Origin of the sequence: Pantoea sp. AS142 (assembly GCF_037152305.1) — a bacterium.
Classification (GTDB): domain Bacteria; phylum Pseudomonadota; class Gammaproteobacteria; order Enterobacterales; family Enterobacteriaceae; genus Pantoea.
Map to the genome: position 1 here is coordinate 13,835 of NZ_JBBCMO010000012.1, position 20,577 is coordinate 34,411.

The following is a 20,577-nucleotide window of genomic DNA, read 5'->3' on the forward strand; positions in this document are numbered from 1 at the left end:
TAAAAACATGATTTTTAATCATCCCTGGCTGATTTCTCACCCCTGTCTAAGAATTGATAAGAACCTCGTCCTTTCATAACTGTCCTTTTTCTGGAATGCCAGTGCTCATGCTCTGGCTTCATCCCTGCTCAAGAATATGAGCACTGGTTTCGCCATTTTTTGCGGCAGACACTCAATTAGTTAATATTATGAATGGCATTGAGTGTTATTTGATCAGATCAATTGAAGAGATGTTCAATTATTGATGTGTAAAGGGGTTTTTAATCTGAACTAATAAGTTATTTCTTATCAATATGTGTTTTTGCGCTTTTATTGTCATCTCTTTTGGGGATTGCTTTGTATTTTTTTGAATATTCATTAAAAAAACAAATCTCCAATCCTCTTTGGTAATGATTTTTTATTACCTTGCAATACAATGCGTTATCTTGACTTTTACGCCATCCTGCCTCGTTTTCTTGATATGAATCAATATGTATAAATAACTCCGATTCTATTAACGGTTGTCATAATGATACTATTTAATAAATTAATAAGTTTTTCTTAAATAATAACAACCTCATGAGGGTGATCTATTGAAATATTTCGGAAGCGCTGCGCTATGTTGTACCTTCTTTATCTGCAGCAAATCTTATGCGGGCATTATGCTTAATAATATCGATGTTCAGGATTACCGTGATTTTGCTGAGAATCTGGGGGATTATAATGTAGGACGAGTGAATGCCCCTGTTTACAGAAAAGATGGCTCACTCTTTGATTATCTTGATTTTCCCGTGCCTGATTTTGGCGGCGTATCCTCTCTGGGCTACGCTACACTTATCTCACCTTCGTATATTGTCAGTGTAAAACATAACTCGACTTATAAAACGGTAACATTTGGCAATGGCGCCCAATATGCTACAACCTACAATCTTATCAATCGTAACGAACTCAGCACAGAGGATTTCCATACACCGCGGCTCAACAAGGTGGTTACTGAGGCTGCTCCTTATAGCTATGTAACTAAGTCAGACTTTATTGCTAATTATAAGTCACGCTATTCCTGGTATACCCGAGTGGGTACCGGAACGCAGGAGCAAATCAATGACGACCAGACGGAGCGTGTCCGTCTGTCGAGTGCTTATAACTGGAAGTCAGGCGGTACAATCAGTGCCGCTAACGTCCGCAATATATCTTACAAATCTTATCTGCGTTATTTCAATTTGGGACCTGATGATGCTAATACCACGCCTCTTTCAATTGGCGCTAATGGTGGAGATAGCGGCAGTCCGGTATTTGCCTGGGATGACATTAATCAGCAATGGAAACTCGTCGCTGTCCATGTTGGCTATGATCTGGATAGCGGCCTTTACAAAAAACGTGCAATTGCAGGCTATATCCCGGGAGATTTCATTGCTTCGGTGCAGGCCGTCAATACCTCACCTGACGTCGTTGATACAGCAGGCAACGGGATGATTTTCTGGGACAATACCGAGATATCGCAATACGACTCCTCCTGGTCATGGGCGGGTCTTGGGGCGGGCTATGCGTCTGCGGCTCCCGCTACCGCCACCAATGAAGAACTCGATGCCACCAAAGATCTTCGCTTCAACGGCGCTGGCGGACTGATCACGCTGAATACACCACTCAATATGGGTGCAGGCAAACTTCAGTTTTCCAGCGACTACACTGTCGCGTCTGCCGAAGGCGTCAATGCGACCTGGGCGGGCGGCGGCATTGAGGTTGATGCGGATAAAGACGTCCTGTGGCAGCTTAATGGACTGGCCAACGATGCTCTGCATAAAATCGGCGAGGGAACACTGCATATCAATGCAATTGGCAAAAACCTGGGTTCGCTGAATGTGGGAGAGGGCACAGTCATCCTCGATCAGCAAGCTGATAGCTCAGGCAATAAACAGGCTTTCTCTTCGGTCACTCTGGTAAGCGGTCGGCCCACCGTGGTGCTGAATGATGAAAGTCAGATTACTACCGACCAGATTTTCTTTGGCTATCGCGGCGGTCGTTTAGATTTAAATGGCAATGTACTCAGCTTTAAAAAGATACATCATACTGACAGTGGCGCTAGAGTTGTCAATCATAGTCAGAGTGCGGCAACGTTGAATATTACAGGTTATTCCGCAGCCGATATCACCATTAACAAACTTGATAATAATAATCGAGTAGGAACACCCGGTTCTATCTATATCTATAAGAAAACAGGCAAGCCAGCAGAATATTTTCAACTTAAAACCAGCAGCTATGTCTATTACCCCACATCCAGGACCTCGACAAAATACTGGACATTCCTGGGCACTGATGTAAATGAAGCCATTAATCATCGTCTGACCCAGCTCAACGTGCAGGTATTCCGCGGTTTCCTGGGTGAAACGCTGGAGAATACGCTGAATGGCGTCATGAACGTTAATATTTTGCCGAGCAACGCCACAGCCATTACCGCGCTGACCGGTGGTATGAATCTCAATGGCAACCTGGATGTGGCCAGCGGTACTGTGATCCTATCCGGGCAGCCAGTTCCACATGCGGGTGGCGTTATCGTTGATGACGACTGGCAAACGTCACTGTTTAAAGCCGATCAGATCAATGTTGGCACTGGTGCGCATTTCCAGGTGGGAGAATACGCTGGCGTCAAAGCCAATATTATTGCTGCTGATTCGGCAACGCTCTCGTTTGGCTATAACGATAGTAAGCTTGCAGGGGAGAAGAGCTGGCGTTGCTATTCTGTGATCTATTCTGATGATGTTTCCTGTAGTCAACCGGTACGCAGTAACGATGCACTGGCGCTGCTTCTCGCGAGTGAAGTGGAAGGGGATGTTCAGCTTGCGAATAACACCTCGCTTCATCTTGGTAAAGTTAACTATCAGGGGGCGGTGACATCAACGGGCAGTAGTGTTATGACGCTGGATCCTAATGCTACCTGGACGATGACCGGCAACAGCAACGTCACTTCGCTACTGTCCAAACGTGGAGCAACGCTTTCAATGGTGCCTGCAGGCAGCTGGCGTGCTAAAACGCTGAACGTCGATACGCTGGATGCAACCGGGCTGAATTTGATGTTAGGCGTTAAACCCTCAACGCTGGAAAGCGACAAATTGATTGTTAAAAACTCGGTCAGGGGTGGCGATAACCTGCTGGACGTGAGTCTGCTAGTGGGCAGTGAAGAGCCGTTCGCGCTGACTCAGGATCTGGTGATGGTCGATGCACCAGCCGGCACGCCGCACAGCTATTTCTCTTTTGCCGACAGCTACAGAGGATTCAGCGTTTACACCCCAAATTATCAGGTGAAAGACGATAGCGACCGTGTTTTATGGGTACTCGGAAGTAATAAGTCGGCTGAATCAGAACCAACGCCAGCGCCGGAAGTAACCCCTGAACCAGCGTCGGAAGTCACGCCGCAACCAGAGCCGACGCCAGTACCGGCAGTGACCCCTGAGCCAGAGCAGACCCCAGCGCCAGAAGCGACACCTGTACCCGAAATACCGGCTGCAAACCCAGTAGATGATGATGCGGCTCAGGCTGCTACAGAGAATGCAAAAACTCAAGCAGAAGCAAAAGAGGAAGAGGAAGCCAAAAAGCCAGCCTTCAATCCGGATGACTGGTTCTCTGTTTCCGACAACCTGCCACTGATCCAGCGGACGCGTGCCTTAATCGCCTCGCGTCAGTACATTTTCAGTGAAGCGGTCAGCCAGTTGCATAACCGCACTGACAGCCTGCGCGCCTCGCCAGAAAGGAATGGATCCTGGGCAATCGTTGAGCAGAGAAAAGGGCGTTTTCTGGGGCTGAATACTAACCAGCAGACGCTGTATGCCGGCTGGGACACCCGCAGCGATATGCAAACAGCCGGTATCAGCGCCAGTTACACTCAGGGAGAAGTGAAAGGTGGGGGACATGAAAAGCATCGGCTGGCTACGATGGGGATCTATTACTCCTGGCTGTCAGATGCTGGATGGTTTGTTGATGCAGCCAGCCGCTACCTGTACCTGAACCAGGAGATAACGCTGGATCCTGCTCTGCATATCAACGGCGTAAAAAAGGATAGCCAGATGCTGGCTGGGGGGCTGCGTTCGGGCTATCAGTTCGGGCTGGCTGACGACACGCTCCTCATCTCACCATACGTCGGTATTAGCGGTGGCATCATGTCAGGTTATACGCTGAAAGGAGCGGATGCAGAAGTGGCCCTCAGCTCAGCGACGCCTTACTTCACGACTACCGGCATTATGGCGCAGAAACGCGGAATGGGCGGCGGATTGCCAAACGTGAACCTGAGTGCGAGCATCGAGTACCAGTATTCGCCGGGTAAAAACGGTTCAACCGCCACACTTTCAGACCGTCAGTCGAAACGCCAATACAACGGCTGGTCTGATAACCGTTATCGCAGCAGTGTGGGCCTGCAGGGGGGCATTACGCCTGACCTCTCACTCATTGCGAAAGTCGACACCACTTTTGGCGGTGAGTTTAAAACGGATTATAGCGGTCAAATCGGTTTTGCCTGGCGTTTCTGATATCGTTCAATAACAGAGCATCACGGCCGTGCAGCGTGATGCTCTGTTTATTATCGAGCAGTGTCATTCATCAGTAATATATTATCTGACTGATTTATTCATGACCCACGGGAACGTTAAACCTTAAAAATGATGTTACGTTCTTGATTAAGATACCGGTTCACCGGTTTAGCATACCAGTCTCCACACTTCAGCAGGCACTTCGCTGTAGGTCTCATTCATTATCAGCTCGGCTTTGCGATGATCGTATGCACCTTCAAAAGAAGAGAGATCGTCAGACGGGAGTTTTTTCCGCATATAGCTTGTCACGATATCCAGAATATCGGTTGACGGACAGTTCCTTAACTTATTCAGATAATAGATTTTGTTCATGATGTTTTGCTGAATTTAACCTGTAAAATGAGCTCATGCGCGGTCTTAACTTTATCTAAGCTGACTCGCTGTGATATCGGTGCCTGGAAAATAACGCTACCCCTGACAACAGATATACGTGTGTCCTTACGCACTAAATGTATCTCAGATGCGCAGTATCGCATCTGACGCTTAACAGCCCCGGCTAAGCGGAAGGTTAATAAATCAGTCTTGCCACTTTAACGTATTCATGATTTATTTAAATATTATTTTTACGCGTTGCTCTGCCGTAATTCCAGAGCAGATTGAACAGATAAGCCCAGACCAGAAAAAAACACCAGCCCACATTCCAGTTCCATCGCCGCAAGCAGCGTAATTTTCAATCACTATGCTGCAAAGGGTATCAGTATTAATAACAGACCCGCTTCAAGCATAACGGCATGGCGGCATCTCATTCTCCAGTCTTTTTAAATCCTGTACGTTGCTGAACGTTGTCGAATATCCGGTTGGAAAGATAACTCCATCCCCTGGCCAGTGTTGATGATACTACCGTTAACAGTGCCGATGGCGCACGCGCTGCGGAAGCCGGGATTACCCGGATAATAAAGACCAGTATATTGACAGTGACTTCGAAAATAACCACGTGCAGTACTCTCTCTGCGGCAGTACGCACCGGGGATAAATAGTCTTCCATACCAGGCTCTCATTCATCAGTCAGTCATCTGTGCAGGTGCAGAAAAATTCAGGATAACCTTCTCGTCAGTACGTTTAAATAAAAAAGCGCTGCAGGTACCCCGTTTTGAACCGATGAGAATTTAGCATCGCACCGTCACAAAGTGAAAACGTAACGGGACTCTCCCAATTAAAAACCCGGCCAGGCTTGATATTTATCAAATCTTATACAAAACGTGCTTTATCAGATACTCGTCTTAGCGTATCAGCACCCGTATTGCTTTTTCTGCTCAGCGTTCCGAGCCCACGGTTGCCAGGCAGATAAGCTTTCCCGCTGCAAAGCGGCACCAGACTGTCCGATTCGAGATGATGATAGCAACTCTGGATTAGAGTGGAGCATTAAAATGACAAATCATTCCGATATAGATTTATATTCTAATATTTATAGTTTTTTAGTTTTTAATCTTGTGCTGTGGCGGTATTTATCTGCCGATCTCTTCTGAGGTAAAGATCTCAAAATACCATGCCATCAGTATAAAACGCAGCGTTATCCGGCAGATGCAGCTTTCTGCCGGACGATTAATTGAAGTAAACGCAACGTATTGCCCTGCTGGAGTGTGGCTTTATTGGCGAAGTTCATGTCGCGAATCTTTCGTCACATCCTTCGGTTGAACAGGTATGGGGCGCAAATGCGGACTTCGCGCGCGCCGTTGTGTTTGCGACACGCTTCGCCGTCCGTGCCGCTTCCCTCAGTGAGATGATACACGATGCGAAGATTAACAGAGTGCTGATTGCCAGCGCGATGCCGATCCATGCTGATTTGCTCGAAGCCGCCGCCCGTGCCGGTTAAGCAATTTACGCTAAAAGCAGGTTGATCTCTCTCGCAAGCGGGTTCGCACGGTCATTCCTTATAACGTGCCGATCACGGTGGGGTTTAATCGCCGTTTTGATGTCAGCCGACAGCAGCTGAATCAACAACTCCGCCATGAGCAGAATGGTCCGGCGTAACGGATTCAGCTGGTCTGCCGCTCTTCGGCTATGCCACCGCTGGCCTGATTACTGGCGTGGCGTAATAAAGTACCGGACTAAGCAGGGCGAATAGCGTGCATAAACAGGCAGTCCCTATCATCACTATTTTCTCTTTCTTAGGCAGACCAAACGTTAACGCCTGAAACCGCGATCTTGTTCACTTTTTCCAGTACTATTTTTACCTTACGCACACAGATAATCTGACAGATATTAATAACTGACCTTCACCTCAGATTCACCAAAAGGTAATGATTATTGTAAGGGAAGGACATTAATAATGAACAATATTAAGAGTACATTAAGAGAGTTTTATTAATCTGTAATTTTTTGAGAACAGCGGGCGCTATTTATTACGGGCATGAAACAGGGATAAACCGGATGAACTTAGCTTAGATAAATCAGCGATTTAACCATCCCATTCAGACTTCACCTCTTCCATATACGCTGATGTCTGGTCGGGTGACAGGCAAATCCTGATTTTTTTAAACAAAAGATCAATAAATTAAAAAGAGTTGTGGCCAGAACGGTTGTCAGGCGTTTTAGAGTGAACTTTTTTATAAGCCGTCAACGCATGCTCCCCTGGTTTTAGAGTCATTCACGCTATTCATTTAATGTTCAGTTAACTTTCATGCGTTAGTTTGTATTAGCAGGCCGGTAACTTTAATTCCAGAACGGGAGAGTGTGGTGTTGATCACGCCATTGCCGGGTGTCGATAAATCACTATTTCAATTCTTTTTCCGACGTTGTGCCTGATTAACAACGCGCGACAGCCTATGAGTTTGATCTGCAGGAGTTTTAGCATGGATTTTTTGCCATTTTCCCGCCCTTCATTCGGTGATGAGGAGCTGGCTGCTGTTAAAGCGGTATTTGACTCAGGCTGGATAACCACCGGGGCAAAATGCGCCGAACTGGAACAGGCTTTTGTTCAGCTGACCGGCAACCAGCATGCCATCGCCGTGAGCTCTGCCACGGCAGGAATGCATGTCACGCTGATGGCGATGGGGATCGGGCCGGGTGATGAGGTGATCACGCCGTCCATGACCTGGGTCTCTACCCTGAACCTGATCACGTTGCTGGGCGCGACGCCGGTGATGATTGATGTTGATCCCGACAACCTGATGGTGACGCCGGAACAGGTAGCGCAGGCGATTACCTCACGTACCCGCGCTATTATTCCCGTGCATTACGCCGGTGCGCCTGCCAATCTTGCGCCAATCTATCAGCTGGCCGAGCCGCATGGGATCGCTATCATTGAAGATGCAGCTCACGCGGTGGGCACCACGTATTATGATAAACCGGTCGGGCAGCGTGGCACGGCGATTTTCTCTTTCCACGCCATAAAGAATATCACCTGCGCTGAAGGGGGCCTGGTGGTGACCGATGACGCTGCACTTGCCGATCGTATTCGCAGCCTGAAGTTTCATGGTCTGGCGGTGGATGCGTTCGATCGGCAGACCCAGGGCCGTCTGCCACAGGCGGAAGTGATGATGCCGGGCTTCAAATACAATCTGCCCGATATCAGCGCAGCGATTGCGCTGGTGCAGTTACAGAAACTGCCGGGCTTTATTGCCCGCCGCCGTGAAATTGCCGAACGCTATCTTGAGGCGCTGCGCGTTCTGCCTTTCACCCCGCTGTCACTGCCCGCCTGGTCACATCAGCATGCGTGGCATCTGTTTATTGTTCGTATTGATGAACAGCGCTGCGGTCTGTCGCGCGATGCCTTTATGCAGGCACTGAAAACGCGGAACATCGGCAGCGGTCTGCATTTCCGTGCAGCGCATACCCACAAATATTATCGCGAGCGCTATCCCGATTTACGTCTGCCCGTCAGTGAACTTAATAGCCAGCAAATGTGTTCGATTCCGCTGTTTCCGTCAATGACGGATCGGGATATCGAACGCGTGATTCAGGCCTTACATGAGATTGCCGGAGCCTGAGATGCGCGATATCAAACCAATCAATATGCTTTCCGTGGTCATCCCGGTCTATAACGAGCAGGAGAGCCTGCCGGAGCTGCTTCAGCGCACCTGCGCCGCCTGTAACTCAACCAGGCTTGAGTATGAAATTCTACTGGTGGATGACGGCAGCAGTGACCGTTCAGCCGAATTGATTGAACAGGCCGCCACCGCTCCAGGCAGCTGCATAAAGGGTGTGCTGCTGAACCGCAACTACGGTCAGCACTCCGCCATCATGGCCGGATTTAGCCAGGTTCGTGGTGATCTGATTATTACGCTGGATGCCGATCTGCAGAACCCGCCGGAAGAGATCCCGCGGCTGGTAAAAGCCGCGGGTCAGGGTTATGACGTGGTGGGCACAATCCGGCAGCAGCGACAGGATAGCTGGTTCCGCCGCAGGGCCTCGCGCACGCTCAACCGGCTTATTCGGCGTGTCACCGGCAAAGCGATGGGGGATTACGGCTGCATGCTGCGCGCCTATCGTCGGCACATCGTCGAAGCGATGCTCAACTGCCATGAACGCAGCACTTTTATTCCGATTCTGGCCAACACTTTTGCCCGTCACACTATTGAGTTGCCGGTGATCCATGCCGAACGGGCGTTTGGCGATTCAAAATATAACGTTATGCGTTTGATCAACCTGATGTACGACCTGGTGACCTGCCTGACCACCACACCGCTGCGATTGCTCAGCGTGGTTGGCAGCCTGATTGCACTCTCCGGCTTCGCTTTCTCGCTGGTGCTGATCGTATTGCGACTCTTTTTTGGTGCAGCCTGGGCGGGTGATGGCGTCTTCGTATTGTTCGCCGTGCTGTTCATGTTTATCGGTGCCCAGTTTGTGGGTATGGGACTGCTCGGGGAGTACATCGGGCGCATTTATAACGATGTTCGCGCGCGTCCGCGCTATTTCGTTCAACGCATTGTTCAGGCTCCTGAAGAGCCTTCAGTACAGGATACTCAATCATGAAGACCCTCGTTTTCGCCTATCACGACATGGGCTGTGTCGGCATCAATGCGCTGCTGAAGGCAGGCTATGAGATTACCGCCATTTTTACCCACAACGATGTGGCGACCGAAAATCCTTTTTTCGGATCCGTTGCCCGTCTGGCGGCAGAACACGGCATTCCGGTCTATGCGCCGGACGAGGCAAATCACCCGATCTGGCTTGACCGTATCCGCACCATGGCACCAGAGATGATTTTCTCCTTCTACTATCGCCATCTGCTGAGCGATGAGATCCTGCAATGCGCCGAAAAGGGCGCCTTTAACCTGCATGGTTCGTTGCTGCCAAAATACCGTGGCCGGGCACCGCTGAACTGGGCGTTGATTAATGGCGAAGGTGAAACGGGCGTCACGCTGCATCGTATGGTGAAGCGGGCCGATGCCGGTAATATTCTGGCACAGCAGGCGGTGGCCATTGAGGAGCAGGACAATGCACTGACGCTGCACCGCAAACTGACCCAAACGGCAGAACAGTTGCTGAGCGACGTGTTACCCCGTCTGCGTCAGGGTGAGGTCAGTGAGTGGCCACAGGATGAGAGTCAGGCGACCCGAGTGGGCCGTCGCACGGCCGAAGATGGCCGCATTGACTGGCATCAGCCTGCTCAGACGATTCACAATCTGGTCAGAGCGGTCACGGATCCCTGGCCGGGCGCTTTTGCCTTTGCCGGTTCAGTCAGATTTACCGTCTGGAAGAGCCGGGTTCATCTGCACCAGCATCAGGCGAAACCGGGCACGGTACTCTCTAAGCAACCTTTCCTGATCGCCTGTGGCGAGGGCGCGCTTGAAATCCAGACTGGACAGTCTGAGCATGGCGTCTACATGAACGGCAGCCAGCTGGCACAAAGTTTAGGGATGGTGCCTGGCGCACTGCTCTACTCACAGCCGCAGTCGGCGCTGCAACGCCGCAGCCGCGTACTGATCCTCGGCGTTAACGGCTTTATTGGCAACCATCTCACCGAGCGGCTGTTACAGGATGAGCATTTCGAGGTCTATGGCCTTGATATCAGTTCAGACGCCATCAGCCGCTTCCTGGACCATCCCCGCTTCCATTTTGTTGAAGGGGATATCGCTATCCATTCCGAATGGATTGAGTATCACATCAAAAAATGTGACGTGATCCTGCCGCTGGTGGCGATCGCCACGCCGATTGAGTACACACGCAATCCACTGCGCGTGTTTGAACTCGATTTCGAAGAGAACCTGAAAATCATCCGTGACTGCGTGAAATATCAGAAGCGCATCATTTTCCCGTCGACATCTGAGGTTTACGGCATGTGTACCGATGCCAGCTTCGATGAGGATTGCTCTAACCTGGTGGTCGGGCCAATTAACAAACAACGCTGGATCTACTCGGTATCCAAACAGCTGCTGGACCGTGTGATCTGGGCGTACGGCGAAAAAGAGGGGCTGCGTTTTACCCTGTTCCGTCCTTTCAACTGGATGGGACCGCGTCTGGACAACCTTAATGCAGCGCGCATTGGCAGTTCCCGCGCGATAACTCAGCTCATCCTCAACCTGGTAGAAGGCTCGCCCATTAAACTGATCGACGGCGGCAAACAGAAGCGCTGCTTTACCGATATTCAGGATGGTGTTGAGGCGCTATTCCGCATTATCGAAAACAAACAGCAGAATTGTGATGGTCAGATCATCAATATCGGCAATCCGGACAACGAAGCCAGTATCAAAGAGCTGGCCGAACAGCTGCTGGCCAGCTTCGAACGTCACCCGCTGCGCAGCCAGTTCCCGCCGTTTGCCGGCTTCCGGGATGTGGAGAGCAGCAGTTATTATGGCAAAGGCTATCAGGATGTGGAGCACCGCAAACCGGCTATCCGCAATGCGCGTCGTTTACTCGACTGGACGCCAGCTGTGACGATGGATGTCACTATCGACAACACGCTCGACTTCTTCCTGCGCACCATTGAGCCACAGGCTGATAAGTGATGAAGAAGATCGGCCTGCGGATTGACGTAGATACCTGGCGCGGCACGAAGCAGGGCGTGCCGGCGCTGCTTGAGCTGTTCCAGCATCATGCGGTGCGGGCCAGCTTTTTCTTCAGCGTGGGACCGGACAACATGGGCCGCCATCTCTGGCGGCTGGTGAAACCAGCGTTTCTCATGAAGATGCTGCGCTCCCGCGCCGCGTCGCTCTATGGCTGGGACATTTTGCTCGCCGGAACGGCCTGGCCGGGAAAGTTGATGGGACGTGGTCTGCGGCACATTATGCAGGACGCCACCCGCCAGCATGAGGTCGGCTTGCATGCCTGGGACCACTTTGCCTGGCAGACATGGGCGGGCGTCTGGCCGCAGGATAAGCTGGTTGAGCAGATAGCCCGTGGCACCGAAATGCTGAGAGAGATCCTTGGTCAGCCTGTCAGTTGCTCGGCCGCCGCAGGCTGGCGTGCCGATGGCAGGGTCATCGCCGCAAAACAGGATTTTGGCTTTCACTACAACAGCGACTGTCGCGGGCGCGGGCCGTTCCGGCCCATGCTGCCGGATGGGCAGATCGGCACCGTACAGATTCCGGTGACCTTGCCGACCTGGGATGAAGTGGTTGGCCGCGAGGTCAGTGCCGAGGACTATAACGACTACATTCTGGCAAAAATGCTCGCTTCTGATGATGGGGCGGTTTACACGGTGCATGCCGAAGTCGAGGGGATTATCGGTTACCCGGACTTTGATCGGCTACTGGCTTCTGCAGCCCGTAACGGCATTCAGTTCTGCCAGTTAAGCGAGTTACTGCCCGACGATCTGAGCACCTTACCGGTGGGCAGGGTGGTCAGAGGCGAAATCGCTGGACGGGAAGGGTGGCTGGGTTGCCAGAAACTGATTGACGAGGCGAACTAGTGCGGATACGTAACAACACGAAATGGCTGCTTTTTTTCAGCTTTTTTGTTCTCTACTACCTGATTCCGCCGATGTTCCGCGATCTCTGGCAGCCGGATGAAACCCGTTATGCGGAGATCAGCCGGGAGATGCTGGCAACCGGTAACTGGGTCACGCCACATTTCTTCGGACTGCGCTATTTTGAAAAGCCAGTGGCGGCTTACTGGGTCAACGCGCTGGGTCAGTGGCTGTTTGGCCACAACAATTTTGGCGTACGGGCGGGATCGATATTCTCAACGGCGATAACTGCCACGCTAATCTTCTGGTTCGGCAGGCGGCTGTTTGGTTCGGCGCGCACCGCCGCTGTTGGCAGCCTGATTTTCCTCAGTTCGTTGCTGGTGTATGGCGTTGGCACCTATGCGGTGCTTGATCCGATGCTGATGCTCTGGCTGGCGGCCGCGATGTGCAGCTTCTGGCTGGCAACGGACGCCAGCGGACGCGCCACGCGCGCGGGGGGCTATCTGCTGCTGGGTTTCGCCTGCGGCATGGGATTCATGACCAAAGGCTTTCTGGCGCTGGCAGTGCCGGTAATGGCGATTTTGCCGTGGATAATCTGGCGGCAGCGGCTGCGTGAACTGCTCTGCTTCGGGCCGCTGGCGCTACTCTCAGCCGCCGCGATCAGCGCACCCTGGGCGCTGGCGATTTATCATCAGGCACCCGATTTCTGGCACTACTTCTTCTGGGTCGAGCATATTCAGCGCTTTGCGGAAGACAATGCGCAGCACAAAGCGCCGTTCTGGTATTACCTGCCGGTGCTGCTGCTGGGCACGCTGCCGTGGCTTGGGCTGTTACCCGGTGCATTGATCAGCGGCTGGCGCGAACGTCAACAGCATCCCGGCGCGCTCTATCTGCTGAGCTGGACGGTGATGCCGCTGCTGTTTTTCAGCCTGGCAAAAGGCAAACTGCCGACCTATATCTTGCCCTGTTTTGTTCCGCTGTCGCTGCTGATGGCGCACTATGGCCTGAACGCCGCACAGCGGGCAGGACGCGCATTAACCCTTAATGGCTGGCTTAACCTGATTTTCGGCACCATTATACTGGCAGCGGAATTGTTGGTGCTGGCCCCCTGGAGCCTGACACAGCATCCGCTGTTTGCCACGCATGAGATGCTGAAACTGGTGCTGGCAGCACTTGCGTTTCTCGGCTGGGGCCTGGTCGGCGCATACAGCTGCCGGACTGCACAGCACCGCTGGCTGGCGGCAGCGCTTTGCCCGCTGGGCGTCGTGCTGATTATGGGTAATGCGATCCCGGATAAGATCCGCGACGCCAAACAGCCGCAGCGCTTTGTTGCGGTCATCGGCGAGCGGCTGGCGTCCAGCCGCTTTATCCTGGCGGACAATCCCGGCGTGGCGTCTGCTGCGGCCTGGCATCTGCAACGCAGCGATATCGGTTTCTATGACGCCAAAGGTGAGCTGGAATATGGGCTTCACTACCCGGATGCGCAATCCCGCTTTGTTTCTGAAGCGGACTTCGGCGGCTGGCTTGCCGTCCATCGCCGTATGGGAAGCGTGTCACTGCTGCTACTGGTCGACTCGGTACACAGTGATATCGGTGAGGATGTCCCGGTGCCGGACGCCGTCTATCGTCAGGGCAGGCTGGTCTGCCTCTATTACCGTCAGATGAAGTGATGCCACTGCTGCTGATTGTGCTGGTCAGTCTGCTCAGTTGCAGTGCGCAGTTGTGCCAGAAACAGGCTACCCACACGGCATCGCGCCGGATCCGCTTAAGCTGGATTGCTGTGAGTGTGCTGCTATTAGGCATCGCGATGATCCTCTGGCTGCTGGTGCTGCAGCGGGTGCCTGTCAGTCAGGCCTATCCGATGCTGAGCCTAAACTTTATTTTTGTTGCGCTGGCCGGACGCATTCTTTGGCACGAGCGGCTAACGCTGCGCCAGCTTGCCGGCACGCTGCTGGTGGTCGCGGGTGTGGCGCTGATGGCGAGACAGCTATGAAAGGGTATCAATGGGTGACGTGCAGCGTGCTGCTGGTCTCAGCAGCACAGTTGATGATGCGCTGGGCGATGCCGCGACTGCCTGATGTCAGCAACTTAATATCGCTGCCTGCGGTTGCTTTATCCCCTGCCTTGCTGCTGCTGGCCGGGCTGGGCGCTTATGGCGTCTCTATGCTGTGCTGGATTCGGGCGCTGCACTATTTTCCGCTGAACCGGGTCTATCCGCTTCTCAGCCTGAGTTACGTGCTGGTGTGGCTGGTGGCTGTCTGTTTACCGGGGTTTCATGAAGCTTTCAGTTGGCACAGCCTGGCGGGCGTAGTGATTATCGTGTTCGGACTGCTTTGCATTGTAATATAAGCCTGCCTGGGCCTTTTTTAGCGTTTTCGCACCATAATTCCTGATTTTTATCGTTTTTGAGCAGGGGTTAACGTTCCCGGCATAGCGAAATTATCATTTTCGTGATAAAAACCCTTTTTATTATCGTTTTAATTCGATTAATAAAGGATTCAACATGCGGGTCGGCTTTAGCGCGCTGCGCGAACGTTATGCTCTTGAACTGGCGCAGCCACTGCGCGTGAAGTCTTCCATCGGAACTGTACGCTCTCATCATGAGAGTCAGGGACGGGTAGAAAATTACTACCCACCAGGCTATCAACCCGAAAATGATTTTTCCGGTCACTTCGCCTTTGGTCTCAAGTACGAAGAGATCCATCTGGAATTTTTTGCCCGCCTGTTTACGAGGGTCGGTCCTGAACCTCTGGAGCACTGGTGCCGTCAGGAGCCGTTCGGACAATATGCGCGCCGGGCTGGTTTTCTCTATGAATGGCTGACCGGTAACACCCTGCAGGTGCCGGATGTCACCAACGGAGGCTATGTTGATGCGATTTCATCCAAAGCGTATCTGACCCGCACCAATGTGAAGCGCAACAGGCGCTGGCGCATTAACGATAACCTGCCGGGCTCGGCCGATTTCTGCCCGCTGGTGCGCCGCACGGCTGCCCTTGAACAAGCGCTCGCGTTCGATCTCAACGGTGCCTTTACGGAGCTGGATAACGCCTTTGGCGCGGATATTCTGTTGCGCACCGCCAGCTGGCTCACGTTTAAAGAGTCGCGCGCCAGTTTCCTGATTGAGAAAGAGTCGGATCAGGGCGATCGCATTCAGCGTTTTGCCCACGTAATCGCGCAGTATTGCGGCCAGCTTGATGATCCGCTCAGTGATGCCAGCCTGCATACCATACAGCAGGGCATTCTGGGACAGGATGCCCTGGGACTGGGTCTGCGACGTTCGCCGGTGTTTGTCGGGCAGTCGACGATGCGCGAAGATATCGTCCACTACATTGCGCCAGCGTATGATGATGTTCCGCGCTTTATGCAGGGCCTGAAAGCCTTTGAAGAGGCGACCCGGGGGGCCGAACCACTGGCTCGTGCAGGGGGGATCGCGTTTGGCTTCGTCTACATCCACCCGATGCGCGATGGCAACGGCCGCATCCATCGTTTTTTAATCAATGACACACTGATTCGTGATGGGGCGATACCGGATGGGGTGATCCTGCCGGTCTCAGCCACCATTACCAGTTCGATGGATTTCCGGGTCGGTTACGAACGCACGCTGGACGTGTTTTCTAAACGGTTGATGCAGCGCTATGCAGGCTATTATCGGTTTGGTGAGTTGAAAACCTATGAAGATGGTACGCTGAGCAACTTTGTTTTCAGCGAATATGAGGATGCCCGTTTTGCCTGGCGCTATCCCGATTTAACCGAGCATGTGCTTTACACGGGAAGGGTCATAGAACACACAGTGCGAACAGAGATGGCTGATGAAGCGCGCGTGTTGGTGATATTTCAGCGCGCGCAGCAGCGGCTGAAGGAGGTCGTGGAGATGCCCGATCAGGACGCCAGTCGCATTATTCGTTCGCTGAAGGAGAATGGCTGGCAGGTTTCCGGCAAGCTTAAAAAAACGTTCCCGCTGCTTGACGATATAACCAAAGCACGACAGATCGTGGACGCGGTCAGGTCAGCGTTTGAGGCGCAGGAGCACTGACTGGCCAGCCACCTCTGGAGTGTTCGCTCATGAGCGGTTATCCGGTCAGCAGAACGGTTTTATTTCTACGGCCAACGCACCGATATCGCTGACGACCAGATCGGGTGCAGGGGCCAGCGGGTAGAGTGCCTGACCTTTGCGGGTAACAAATGCCGTTTTCATGCCTGCACGTTTTGCTCCGCCAACATCCCAGCCATGCGCCGCCACCATCATGCATTCTGAGACGGGCTTGCCCATCTCTTTCATCGCCCATGGGTAAACGGTCATATCCGGTTTATAAACCTGCAACTGTTCTACGCTGAGGATACGAGTGAACAGCTGTATCAGCCCGGATGACCTGAGCTGCTTTTCAGCCAGCGCAGAAGAAGAGTTGGTCAGCGCAACCAGCGTAAAACCCTGCTGCTGCAAGCCAGTCAGCCCATCAGTAACATCAGGATGGGCGGGCATGGCTGCGATGATTTCAGCCAATGGTGCCACGTTTGTAGGCAAAGTAATGCCGTACCGCGCGGCGGTCATCTCCAGTACCGCTTCGGCGATATCACCAAAGGTGTGCCAGCTGTCGGTCACCGACTCCACCAGTGAATAGTGCAACAGTGAGGTAAACCAGGCCTCGGCGCGTTCTGGTCTGTCGCCGAGTCGCTGCGCAACAACCTGGTTCAGTTCGGCAGTGTCCAGCAGGGTTTCATTGACATCAAAAAACAGCGTGCCGCTGTATGGTGCGGGGTGTTGGCTGTTGGTCATCTGGCCTCCGGTTGGCTTGACGGGTGTGAAGGTGAAGCTTGATGGATGCTGATTGAAGGTAGAACACCGGAGAGGATTGCTCAATATCGGCGCTGCGCTATCATCTGAAATTAAGTGAAAAACGTGGCACTGCTAAAGCCCGCTATTAATGCGCATAATATTGATTATGTTAAATATAAAGCAGATGTAAGACAATGCATCATTATTTGACCGTACTAAATAGGTTAATTCTCTGCAACGTTTTGTGAGGTCTATTTAATAGGCATGCCCCAGACAAAATATAAACACTTTAAGAAAGCAAAAGCGTCTTTCACTAAAACAACTTTCTGAAATATCAGCTCTTTCAGCGAGACAGGTATCATGCATAGAAACAAGTTACAGCGGGTCTGTACCAGAAACGGAAGTTTATAAAAAATAAAAACAAATACTTTCTGGACAACTTTTTTCTGAGCATTTAGCCTAAATTAAAATTCTTATATTTTTCAGGCAGCCTCATCATGAAAAATGATATCAGATCACTCGATCTTAACCTTCTAAAGGCCCTGGATGCGTTACTGGATGAACGCAGTGTGACCCGGGCTTCAGAACGTCTCTCACTGACGCAGCCTGCCGTTAGTGGCATGCTCGCCCGCCTGCGTGACTATTTTGGCGATCCTCTATTTGTCCGTACCAGCCACGGTATGGTTCCCACGCTAAGGGCCAACGAACTTTCTGTTCCGGTAAAAAAAATCCTCACTGAGATCGCCATTCTACTGAAACCAACACATTTTGAACCCGTAACGGCGGAGCTGACTTATACCATTGCCGCAACAGACTATGCACTTAAGGCTGTTATCGTTCCGTTGATGGCAGCGCTGAAACAGTATGCGCCGCTTGTAAGAGTCGCCGTGAGGCCCGTTGACAATGAACGTATGTATCACCAACTGTCCCGGGGGGAAGTTGACCTGGCTCTGGTTACACCAGAAACCACTCCCGATGACCTGCACGGACGAGCACTTTATGAAGAAAAATATGTGTGCATAGCCAGGGGGCACCATCCTCTGGCCGCTGCTTCGAAAATGACGGTCGAACAATTCTGCGAACAGGAACACATTCTGGTCTCTACAGAAGGCCGCTTTACAGGCGTAACGGATGAGGTTCTGGCTGAGTTAAACCTCAAGCGGCGCGTGGGTATGTCAGTTAACAGTTTTTTGGTGATACCAGATATTTTGCGGTTAACCGACATGATCGCTGTTGTACCCAACCGGATGATACCCCTTGAAAGCGACCTTGCCATTATCCCCTTACCACTTAACATTCCGGGATTCACCAAGAGCATGGCGTGGCATGAACGTACCCATCGTGACCCTGCTCATCAATGGATTCGGGCTTCATGTGTTGAAGTAAGCCAGCATTCTTCTGCTGTGATATAACTTTTTTTATCCATATCATAAATAATAGCGATTAGCCTTATAACTCAATGACACCAATAATCATTACTACCACGTTGGGTGTTGCTGCTTTAACAAGATACCTAATGCAATTAATTATCGCTGCTGGAGAATTTTATGAATGCGATCAACTGGCCAGAAGGGTTTGTGCCGGGTTTTACCGATAACTTTGTTTCTAATGAAATGATCATTTCAGGTCTGAATATTAATGATGTTTGGCCGTTGCTGAGTCAGCCCTTCCTGTGGCCGGACTATTATAAAAACGCTGCCGATGTGCGTTTTTATGACAACAAAGGACCGGAACTGGAAGATGGGGTGCGATTCTACTTCACTACCTTTGGTTTTCCTGTGGAAGCTCAGGTCGTGGAATTTGTTCCACCTGCGGAAGGTCAACCTGCTCGTCTGGCATGGCACGGATGGTCCGGTGAAGAAAACACTGCTCAACGTCTCGACGTTCATCATGCATGGCTACTGGAAGATTTGTCCGGTAATAGAGTCAGAATCCTGACGCAGGAAACTCAGAGCGGAAGCCCGGCGAAAGAGCTGGCTAATACCCGCCCCAATCCAATGCTGAACGGCCATCAGGAATGGCTTGATGGCTTGATCGAAGCTGCGGCGAAATAGTTGACGACCTCATACCGGTGGATCATCGGGGTTGACTGATTTTCAGCCTCGATTGACCTGCTCCCCGTTAACTAATACATCGTGATGTTAGCAATGTCTTCATCAGCAACATGAGGACATCCCCATGTGGACGGGTTTTCCGATGAACAAGATCATCAGTATCTTCCACAAAGCTAAGTCGGGGGCTACCAGGGCGCTTTGGCGCAAGTACGCTATCTATGATGCTACTTTCTACATCCTGCACAGTAAGCCTGGTGGCATGAAAGTACCTGAAGAGAAGCGACTCAAGGCACTTGAAGAAGAGAACGTCCACCTCAGGACGTTGCTCAGGGAAGCTATGTTGGATAAGAAGGTATTTCAAATGGCGCTGACCAGAAAGCAGCGACGACAGATCCGCCCCCGCTTCTGCGCCCGAATGTGCCGAACCTGACCTGGTCGATGAATTCTGCTATGGCGTCTCTCGCCAGTGCACGACATATGGCCCGAACGCCACGGCGATTCTGCCGTGGCGGCTGGCATCCTACTGGTGACGAAGCGTACGCGGGAGTTTGTGCGGGTTCCGGGCCGGGTGCTGCAAGACTGGATCAGCTGATGTAGCGCCGGAAATAAAATGTCCGCTTTATGCCTGAAGTGGGCGTTAATGTGAGTATCCCTAGACAAAGTACATTGTAATGACACACTCAAAATTAAGGCCTCAGGTAATCAGGTGCTTTGGAAAAAAATACTATCAACACCATACAAGCAGTAAGGCAGAATCAACTTTTGACGTTATTTTTCGTATCCGTATAGATTGATCCTACCGGACAAATATTCACCCAAATACACTTCACTGATCTTATTGAAACCTTGCTTCATGACTTGATCTTCTAACCACTCGCTATCTTTGTTAATAATTTCAAGCAGGTCATCGTTGGCCAGGCCATCCACTATGATGGGATAACGAATGTTTTCATCACCACTCTGAATAATAGTAAGCTGGCCATTCTGTTCGAGGACTACGCGTTTTAACTGTTCCACTTCATAAATACCATTTGCTCTTAATTTAAACATTAAGTCATTTGCGGAAACACCATTCCTTAAACACTCTTTAACATTAACGCTGCCATTATGTACCAGGGTAATGGGTCTGCCATCAAGAATACGTTTAACGAAGCGATTATTCTCTTTCAAAAACTTAAGAACAAAAACAAGCAATGTCCAAATAATTAGCACTAGAACAAACTGAAGTACCGTTATCGATTCATTGTAAATTACGCCACCAATAATCCCACCTAAAACATAGTTCTGGACCTGATCCATTGCGGATGAGGGGGCCAGATTTCCTTTTCCCATGAGATTTATTTGCACAATCAAGCACAATATCCCCAGCCCTAATTTAATGATAATAGGTGTGTAGATAATCAT

Annotated in this window: 17 protein-coding genes; 13 read left to right on the forward strand and 4 right to left on the reverse strand. The window is 51.3% G+C overall.

The features are described from left to right. Positions 1-641: 641 nt before the first annotated feature. A complete protein-coding gene (locus tag WFO64_RS19120; protein ID WP_442956164.1) occupies positions 642-4,496 on the forward strand; it encodes a S6 family peptidase in 3,855 nt (1,284 codons plus the stop codon). A gap of 168 nt (positions 4,497-4,664) precedes the next feature. Here WFO64_RS19120 and WFO64_RS19125 read toward each other — a convergent pair whose 3' ends face one another. Continuing rightward, the gene (locus WFO64_RS19125) at positions 4,665-4,868 is read right to left on the reverse strand and encodes an Hha/YmoA family nucleoid-associated regulatory protein (RefSeq protein ID WP_031593862.1); all 204 of its coding nucleotides are present in this window, start codon (positions 4,866-4,868) and stop codon (positions 4,665-4,667) included. A gap of 430 nt (positions 4,869-5,298) precedes the next feature. Next, positions 5,299-5,541, reverse strand: coding sequence for a chlorhexidine efflux transporter (locus tag WFO64_RS19130; RefSeq protein WP_337013624.1), 243 nt, complete (start codon positions 5,539-5,541; stop codon positions 5,299-5,301). Between the two features lie 603 nt (positions 5,542-6,144). Between WFO64_RS19130 and WFO64_RS19135 the strand changes: the two genes are divergently transcribed. The 9 genes from WFO64_RS19135 (at position 6,145) to WFO64_RS19175 (ending at position 16,378) form a co-directional block, all read left to right on the forward strand. Beyond that, positions 6,145-6,369 (forward strand): hypothetical protein, encoded by a 225-nt coding sequence (locus WFO64_RS19135; protein ID WP_337013715.1) that lies wholly within the window; start codon positions 6,145-6,147, stop codon positions 6,367-6,369. A 979-nt stretch (positions 6,370-7,348) separates the two neighbouring features. Beyond that, complete coding sequence (gene arnB, locus WFO64_RS19140) at positions 7,349-8,485, forward strand: UDP-4-amino-4-deoxy-L-arabinose aminotransferase (protein ID WP_337013625.1); 1,137 nt, start codon at positions 7,349-7,351, stop codon at positions 8,483-8,485. 1 nt (position 8,486) lies between these two features. After that, a complete protein-coding gene (arnC, locus tag WFO64_RS19145; protein WP_337013626.1) occupies positions 8,487-9,470 on the forward strand; it encodes an undecaprenyl-phosphate 4-deoxy-4-formamido-L-arabinose transferase in 984 nt (327 codons plus the stop codon). Then, the gene (gene arnA / locus WFO64_RS19150; protein ID WP_337013627.1) at positions 9,467-11,446 is read left to right on the forward strand and encodes a bifunctional UDP-4-amino-4-deoxy-L-arabinose formyltransferase/UDP-glucuronic acid oxidase ArnA; all 1,980 of its coding nucleotides are present in this window, start codon (positions 9,467-9,469) and stop codon (positions 11,444-11,446) included. Before arnC ends, arnA begins: the two co-directional genes overlap by 4 nt. Beyond that, positions 11,446-12,348, forward strand: coding sequence for a 4-deoxy-4-formamido-L-arabinose-phosphoundecaprenol deformylase (gene arnD / locus WFO64_RS19155; protein ID WP_337013628.1), 903 nt, complete (start codon positions 11,446-11,448; stop codon positions 12,346-12,348). Before arnA ends, arnD begins: the two co-directional genes overlap by 1 nt. Then, entirely contained in the window at positions 12,348-14,015 is a 1,668-nt protein-coding gene (gene arnT / locus WFO64_RS19160; RefSeq protein ID WP_337013629.1) for a lipid IV(A) 4-amino-4-deoxy-L-arabinosyltransferase, read from the forward strand. Before arnD ends, arnT begins: the two co-directional genes overlap by 1 nt. Further along, positions 14,015-14,338 (forward strand): 4-amino-4-deoxy-L-arabinose-phosphoundecaprenol flippase subunit ArnE, encoded by a 324-nt coding sequence (gene arnE / locus WFO64_RS19165; protein WP_337013630.1) that lies wholly within the window; start codon positions 14,015-14,017, stop codon positions 14,336-14,338. Before arnT ends, arnE begins: the two co-directional genes overlap by 1 nt. Continuing rightward, positions 14,335-14,694 (forward strand): 4-amino-4-deoxy-L-arabinose-phosphoundecaprenol flippase subunit ArnF, encoded by a 360-nt coding sequence (gene arnF, locus WFO64_RS19170; protein ID WP_337013631.1) that lies wholly within the window; start codon positions 14,335-14,337, stop codon positions 14,692-14,694. Before arnE ends, arnF begins: the two co-directional genes overlap by 4 nt. Positions 14,695-14,848: 154 nt before the next feature. Further along, positions 14,849-16,378: a Fic family protein gene (locus tag WFO64_RS19175; protein WP_337013632.1), complete on the forward strand. Its 1,530-nt coding sequence runs from the start codon at positions 14,849-14,851 to the stop codon at positions 16,376-16,378. 45 nt (positions 16,379-16,423) lie between these two features. Here WFO64_RS19175 and WFO64_RS19180 read toward each other — a convergent pair whose 3' ends face one another. Beyond that, positions 16,424-17,119: a haloacid dehalogenase type II gene (locus WFO64_RS19180; RefSeq protein WP_337013633.1), complete on the reverse strand. Its 696-nt coding sequence runs from the start codon at positions 17,117-17,119 to the stop codon at positions 16,424-16,426. Positions 17,120-17,616: 497 nt separating this feature from the next. Here WFO64_RS19180 and WFO64_RS19185 point away from each other — a divergent pair, with 497 nt between their 5' ends. From WFO64_RS19185 to WFO64_RS19195, 3 genes are all read left to right on the forward strand, one after another. Next, the gene (locus WFO64_RS19185) at positions 17,617-18,531 is read left to right on the forward strand and encodes a LysR family transcriptional regulator (RefSeq protein WP_337013634.1); all 915 of its coding nucleotides are present in this window, start codon (positions 17,617-17,619) and stop codon (positions 18,529-18,531) included. A gap of 135 nt (positions 18,532-18,666) precedes the next feature. Then, positions 18,667-19,173 carry an SRPBCC domain-containing protein gene (locus WFO64_RS19190; RefSeq protein ID WP_337013635.1) on the forward strand — a complete coding sequence of 169 codons (507 nt, stop codon included), beginning with the start codon at positions 18,667-18,669 and terminating at the stop codon, positions 19,171-19,173. A 142-nt stretch (positions 19,174-19,315) separates the two neighbouring features. Continuing rightward, entirely contained in the window at positions 19,316-19,603 is a 288-nt protein-coding gene (locus WFO64_RS19195; protein ID WP_442956165.1) for a hypothetical protein, read from the forward strand. Between the two features lie 338 nt (positions 19,604-19,941). Here WFO64_RS19195 and WFO64_RS19205 read toward each other — a convergent pair whose 3' ends face one another. Beyond that, the gene (locus tag WFO64_RS19205) at positions 19,942-20,577 is read right to left on the reverse strand and encodes a DUF421 domain-containing protein (protein WP_337013636.1); all 636 of its coding nucleotides are present in this window, start codon (positions 20,575-20,577) and stop codon (positions 19,942-19,944) included.

Bases quoted from the DNA above. Each gene is read 5' to 3' on its own strand.
- arnD (WP_337013628.1), top strand. From the start codon at position 11,446: ATGAAGAAGATCGGCCTGCGGATTGACGTAGATACCTGGCGCGGCACG.
- WFO64_RS19175 (WP_337013632.1), top strand. From the start codon at position 14,849: ATGCGGGTCGGCTTTAGCGCGCTGCGCGAACGTTATGCTCTTGAACTG.
- WFO64_RS19205 (WP_337013636.1), bottom strand. From the start codon at position 20,577: ATGATTATCTACACACCTATTATCATTAAATTAGGGCTGGGGATATTG.
- WFO64_RS19180 (WP_337013633.1), bottom strand. From the start codon at position 17,119: ATGACCAACAGCCAACACCCCGCACCATACAGCGGCACGCTGTTTTTT.
- arnB (WP_337013625.1), top strand. From the start codon at position 7,349: ATGGATTTTTTGCCATTTTCCCGCCCTTCATTCGGTGATGAGGAGCTG.
- WFO64_RS19125 (WP_031593862.1), bottom strand. From the start codon at position 4,868: ATGAACAAAATCTATTATCTGAATAAGTTAAGGAACTGTCCGTCAACC.
- WFO64_RS19195 (WP_442956165.1), top strand. From the start codon at position 19,316: ATGAACAAGATCATCAGTATCTTCCACAAAGCTAAGTCGGGGGCTACC.
- WFO64_RS19190 (WP_337013635.1), top strand. From the start codon at position 18,667: ATGAATGCGATCAACTGGCCAGAAGGGTTTGTGCCGGGTTTTACCGAT.
- arnC (WP_337013626.1), top strand. From the start codon at position 8,487: ATGCGCGATATCAAACCAATCAATATGCTTTCCGTGGTCATCCCGGTC.
- arnA (WP_337013627.1), top strand. From the start codon at position 9,467: ATGAAGACCCTCGTTTTCGCCTATCACGACATGGGCTGTGTCGGCATC.
- arnE (WP_337013630.1), top strand. From the start codon at position 14,015: ATGCCACTGCTGCTGATTGTGCTGGTCAGTCTGCTCAGTTGCAGTGCG.
- WFO64_RS19120 (WP_442956164.1), top strand. From the start codon at position 642: ATGCTTAATAATATCGATGTTCAGGATTACCGTGATTTTGCTGAGAAT.
- arnF (WP_337013631.1), top strand. From the start codon at position 14,335: ATGAAAGGGTATCAATGGGTGACGTGCAGCGTGCTGCTGGTCTCAGCA.
- WFO64_RS19185 (WP_337013634.1), top strand. From the start codon at position 17,617: ATGAAAAATGATATCAGATCACTCGATCTTAACCTTCTAAAGGCCCTG.
- WFO64_RS19130 (WP_337013624.1), bottom strand. From the start codon at position 5,541: ATGGAAGACTATTTATCCCCGGTGCGTACTGCCGCAGAGAGAGTACTG.